Here is a 5,366-nt window from a genome sequence, read left to right on the forward strand (position 1 = left end):
TGATCGACGTCGAGCGCGAACGAGTGCGCCTCAGCCGTTACGACGGCGGACACGAGGAGCTCGTTATCCCGCCGGGTGAGGGTGAGTACGAGTGCCTGGTGCCGCCGGCGAGGTTCATCGACCTGATCACCGGAGCGCACACCGACAACAACAGCACGGCGGATGTCGCGGCCCGATCCGTGGAGCTCATCGAGGCGCTCCTGCGCTCATCCGCCGACGACGGACGGGAGGTCCGGATCCATGACTGATCACGACGAACCGCGCGGGGTGCTCTCGGGCTACCGCGTCATCGACTGCTCGATCGCGATGGCGGGGCCGTTCGCCGCCCAGCGCCTCGGCGATCTCGGTGCCGACGTCATCAAGGTCGAGCCGACCGCCGGCGAGTGGCAGCGTTTCGCGTCCGCCGGCGGCGCTCGGGGAAACCGCATCAACGTGTCGTTCCTGTCGCTGAACCGCAACAAGCGCTCTCTCGCGATCGACCTGAAGTCGGTCGAGGGCGCGGCGGCGGTGCGCGCGCTGCTGGCGACCGCCGATGTGTTCCTGCAGAACTACCGTCCGGGAGTGGCGGCCCGCCTGGGCCTCGACTACGAGAGCGTGCGCGCGGTCAATCCGTCGATCGTCTACGTCTCGATCTCGGGCTACGGCGAGACGGGCCCGTACGCGACGCGCCCCGGGCAGGACCTTCTCGTGCAGGCGATGTCGGGGGCGATGCTCTCGGCCGGCCGCGCCGGGGAGCCTCCGTCGCCCGCCGGCCAGTACCTCGCCGATGCGGTCACCGCCTCGACGGCGTTCGAGGGCGTGCTCGCGGCGCTCCTCCACCGTGAGCGCACCGGGGAGGGCCAATTGGTGACCGTCAACATGCTCGACGCGCTGACGACCCTGCAGATGCAGGAGCTGTCGGTGTTCACGGTCGGCGGTGTGCCCCAGGAGCGTGGCTCCGAGCCGAACGCGCACGTGTACATCCGGGCGCCGTATGGCGTGTTCGCCACGGCCGACGGCTACCTCGCGCTGGGCTTCGCCGACCTGGATACGCTCGGGCGACTGATCGACGAACCGACCTTCGCCGGCATGGATCCCGAGGTCGAGGGCTGGACGCACCGCGATGAGCTCTACCGCCGCACGGCCGACCGCCTGCGCGCGAAGACGACCGACCACTGGCTGGAGACGCTCCTCCCGGCGGGTATCTGGGCAGGACCCGTCTACGGCTATGCCGATCTCGTGGCCGATCCGCAGATCGCCCACAACGGCACGTTCGTCACCTACGACCACCCGACCGAGGGGACGATCAGCGTCCCCGGGTTTCCGTACCGCTTCTCGGCCACACCGCCGCGCATCGACCGCGGTGCCCCGCTCGTCGGGCAGCACACACGCGAGCTGCTCGACGAGCTCGGCCTCGACGCCGACGACCTGCTCGGACGCGGCGTGGTCGCCGAGACCGTGCTGACGCCGGCCGACACGCTGTCATGACGCACTATCGCGGGCTCACCTGGGACCATCCGCGCGGCACCGATGCGCTGCGCGCCGCCGCGGCGGCGTTCTCGGCGGACGGACCCGACACGCTGACATGGGAGGCGCAGCCGCTCGAGGGGTTCGAGTCCGCCCCGATCGAGCGGATCGCGGCGGAGTTCGACCTGGTCGTGCTCGACCACCCCCACCTGGGCGACGCGCGGGCCCATGATGCGCTGCATCCGCTGGACGCGCTGTTCTCGACGGACGAGCTCACCGCATGGTCGGATGCCGCGGTCGGCCCGAGCTTCACCAGCTACGTGCTCGAGGGTCGCCCGTGGGCGCTGCCGCTCGACGCCGCCACCCAGGTGGCGGCGTGGCGGCCTGACGCCCTCGATGCGGCGCCGGCGACCTGGGACGAGGCCGTGGCGCTCGCCTCGCGCACAGCACGCGTCGCGCCGAGCCTGGCAGGCCCGCACGCGTTCCTGAGCTGGTGCTCGATCGCGGTCGGCCTCGGCGAGGAGCCGGCGCGCGGCGACATCCTGCTCTCCCGCGCCACCGGCGCCGAGGCCCTGCGTGTGCTGCGCGCCCTTCACGGCAGCGCACCCGCGGGGACGATCGGGCAGAACCCGATCTCCCTGCTCGAACGTCTGCGCACCGGTGACGACCTCGACTACCTCCCCCTCGTGTACGGCTACGTAACCTACGCCCAGGGCGAGGGGGGCGTGCGGTTCGGCGCCCCACCCACCGCGGGCCCGCGGATCGGATCGACCCTCGGCGGGACCGGCATCGCCATCAGTCGGCGATGCTCGCCGTCCGCGGCGCTCATCGACCACCTGCGCGCACTCATGTCCAGCGACCTGCAGCGCGGCCTCATCCCCGCGCACGCCGGCCAGCCGAGCGCCCGTGCTGCGTGGACCGACGAAGCTGTCGACTCCGCGTCCGGGGGCTTCTACAGCAGCACGCTCACCACGATCGACCAGGCATGGGTGCGGCCGCGATTCGCCGGCTACATCCCCTTCCAGTCGGCGGCATCGGCGCTGCTGCGCGCCGGCGTCACCGACGACATCGAGACCGGGACGGTCCTCCACGAGCTCGAGGAGCTCTTCCACACCGCCCGAGCAGCCGCAGCCACCCCCGAGAGGATGCCCGCATGAGTCCCCTGACCGAGGAGTCGACCTTCGTCTCGCGCATCGCGGAGGTGGTGGTCGAGGTCGAGGACGGCGTCGCCGTGCTCACGATCTCGCGCCCCGAGAAGCTCAACGCCGTCACGCCGGAGATGTCGGCGGAGCTCGAGCGCGCCGCGCACTGGATCAACGACAGCGACCGCGTCCGCGCCGTCGTGCTCACCGGCGCAGGCGAGCGGGCGTTCTGCGCCGGATCCGACATCCGCACGCTCGACGCGTACGCCAGCCCCTGGGCGTTCCGCAACCGCCGCGACTACTGCGACGCCCTGCGAGAGGTGCGCAAGCCCGTCATCGCGGCGGTCAACGGCTACGCCTTCGGGGGCGGCCTCGAGACCGCGTTGACCTGCGACATCCGACTCGCGTCCTCGTCTGCGAGCTTCGCGGCGCCGGAGGTCAAGCTCGGCTGGATCGGCGGCGGCGGGATGTCGCCCCTGCTCGCGGCGGCCGTCGGACCCGGCAACGCCGCAATGATGCTCATGACCGGAGACGCGATCGACGCCGAGACCGCGCTGCGCTGGGGGCTCGTCTCGGAGGTGCTCGCCCCCGACGACCTGCTCCCGCGGGCACGCGGCCTGGCGCAGACGATCGCCGCCCGCCCGCCCATCGCCGTGGAGACCGCGAAGGCGAACCTCGTCGCGGCCGCCGACCTGCCGCGCAGCGGTGCGATGGCGTACGAGCGCGAGATGCAGGCGATCACCTTCGCGACCCGCGATGCCGCAGAGGGTCGCGCGGCGTTCGCCGAGCGACGCGCGGGCGTCTTCGAAGGACGGTGAGCGGGATGACGACGACGTGGCACGGCGGCGCGACCGCCGCCCTCCCGACAGATGCCGCCGACGCCCTGCTGGTCGGACGGGTCTGGGACCCCGCGGCCGAAGGTCCGTCGGTCGTGGCCGTGCGCGGCGACGACGTGATCGACCTCAGCGCGAGCTTCCCGACGATGCGCGCGCTCACCGAGAGCGCCACGCCGGCGGCCGCCGTGCGCGCCGCCTCCGGCCGGCGGCTCGGCTCCGTGGACGCCGTGATCGCGAACACGCCCGTCGAGGCGCGCGACCCGCGGCATCCGTGGCTCCTCTCCCCGATCGACCTGCACGTCGTCAAGGCGGCGGGGGTGACGTTCCCGGTCTCGATGCTCGAGCGCATCATCGAGGAGCGCGCGCACGGCGACCTCGACCTCGCCGCCGACATCCGCGACGAGGTGCTCGGCACGCTCGGCGACGACCTGCAGTCGCTCGTCCCCGGGTCGCCCGAGGCGATGGCGCTCAAGCACCTGCTCGTCGAGCGCGGACTGTGGAGCCAGTACCTCGAGGTGGGCATCGGCCCGGACGCCGAGGTGTTCACCAAGGCTCCCGTGCTCGCGACGGTCGGCGCCGCCACCGATGTGGGAGTGCGCAGCGACTCGGCGTGGAACAACCCGGAGCCCGAGGTGGTGCTGGTCGTGTCCTCGCGCGGAGAGATCGTCGGGGCGACGCTCGGCAACGACGTGAACCTGCGCGACATCGAAGGGCGCAGCGCCCTGCTGCTCGGGCAGGCGAAGGACAACAACGCATCCGCCTCCGTCGGCCCGTTCGTACGCCTGCTCGACGGGCGCTTCACCCTCGACGCGCTGCGTGCGCAGACCGTGACGCTCGAGGTCGTCGGCGCCGACGGGTTCACGATGGTGGCCGAGTCGCCGCTCGCTCTCATCAGCCGCGACCCCGTCGACCTCGTCGCCCAGACGATCGGTCCGAAGCACCGCTATCCCGACGGTTTCGTGCTCTACCTCGGCACGATGTTCGCCCCGGTGCAGGATCGGGACGCCCCCGGGCTCGGATTCACCCACCACCCCGACGACGTCGTGCGCATCGGCTCGCCGGCGCTCGGCACGCTCGTCAACCGCGTGCGCCATGCCGAGACGGTCGAGCCGTGGGCCTTCGGCCTGCACGACCTGTTCGCCTCGCTCGCGCGGCGCGGTCTCCTGACGGACGGAGCATCCCGATGACCCTGACCTCCACCGATCCGCGCACCGGCGTCGCGTCCCCGACGGCCCTCGAGGCCACCTCGGATGCTCAGGTCGACCGCATCGCGACGGCTGCGGCATCCGCCGCCGACGAGCTCAGACGGATGCCCCGGGCCGCCCGGGCAGCGCTGCTGCGTCGCATCGCCGACGAGATCGAGGCCGACCGGGACGCACTCGTCGCGATCGCGGCGGCAGAGACCGGACTCGCTGAGCCGCGTCTGAACGGCGAGCTGACCCGATCGGCGTTCCAGTTCCGGTTGTTCGCCGATGCCGTCGACGAAGGCGGCTACCTCGAGGCGGTCATCGACCACGCGGGTGACACGCCCATGGGTCCCGGTCCCGACATCCGCCGCATGCTCGTGCCGATCGGCCCGATCGCGGTGTTCGGCTCGAGCAACTTCCCGTTCGCGTTCTCCGTGCTCGGCGGCGACACGGCATCTGCCCTCGCGGCGGGCAACCCCGTCGTCGTGAAGGCGCATTCGTCCCACCCCCTCACCTCGGCGCGCTCGTTCGCGGCGCTCGAGGCGGCGGCCCGTGCGGCGGGCGCGCCCGACGGCGTGCTCGGCATCGTCTACGGCCAGCAGGCCGGCGCCGCGCTCGTCGCACATCCCCGGGTCGCCGCGGTCGGGTTCACCGGCTCGCTCCACACCGGACGTGTCCTGCGGGAGATCATCGAGTCCCGCGAGAACCCGATCCCGTTCTACGGCGAGCTCAGCAGCCTGAACCCGCTGATCGTC

At 72.2% G+C, this 5,366-nt stretch carries 6 protein-coding genes; all 6 read left to right on the top strand.

What is annotated here, in order from left to right:
• The coding region (locus ASG00_RS14415; RefSeq protein ID WP_200930870.1) for a hypothetical protein at positions 1-248 on the top strand (248 nt) is incomplete at its 5' end.
• Positions 241-1,467, top strand: coding sequence for a CaiB/BaiF CoA transferase family protein (locus ASG00_RS06130; RefSeq protein ID WP_056207588.1), 1,227 nt, complete (start codon positions 241-243; stop codon positions 1,465-1,467). The genes ASG00_RS14415 and ASG00_RS06130, both read left to right, overlap by 8 nt.
• Positions 1,464-2,603, top strand: a complete 1,140-nt coding sequence (locus tag ASG00_RS06135) for an extracellular solute-binding protein (RefSeq protein ID WP_056207591.1) — start codon at positions 1,464-1,466, stop codon at positions 2,601-2,603. Before ASG00_RS06130 ends, ASG00_RS06135 begins: the two co-directional genes overlap by 4 nt.
• Positions 2,600-3,406, top strand: a complete 807-nt coding sequence (locus ASG00_RS06140) for an enoyl-CoA hydratase/isomerase family protein (RefSeq protein WP_045247810.1) — start codon at positions 2,600-2,602, stop codon at positions 3,404-3,406. The genes ASG00_RS06135 and ASG00_RS06140 overlap by 4 nt, the downstream gene beginning before the upstream one ends.
• 5 nt (positions 3,407-3,411) lie before the next feature.
• A complete protein-coding gene (locus tag ASG00_RS06145; protein ID WP_200930871.1) occupies positions 3,412-4,611 on the top strand; it encodes a fumarylacetoacetate hydrolase family protein in 1,200 nt (399 codons plus the stop codon).
• On the top strand, positions 4,608-5,366 hold a 759-nt coding region (locus tag ASG00_RS17335; RefSeq protein ID WP_235559289.1), incomplete at its 3' end, for an aldehyde dehydrogenase family protein. The genes ASG00_RS06145 and ASG00_RS17335, both read left to right, overlap by 4 nt.

It is taken from the genome of Microbacterium sp. Leaf351 (assembly GCF_001423825.1).
Classification (GTDB): Bacteria; Actinomycetota; Actinomycetes; order Actinomycetales; family Microbacteriaceae; genus Microbacterium; species Microbacterium ginsengisoli.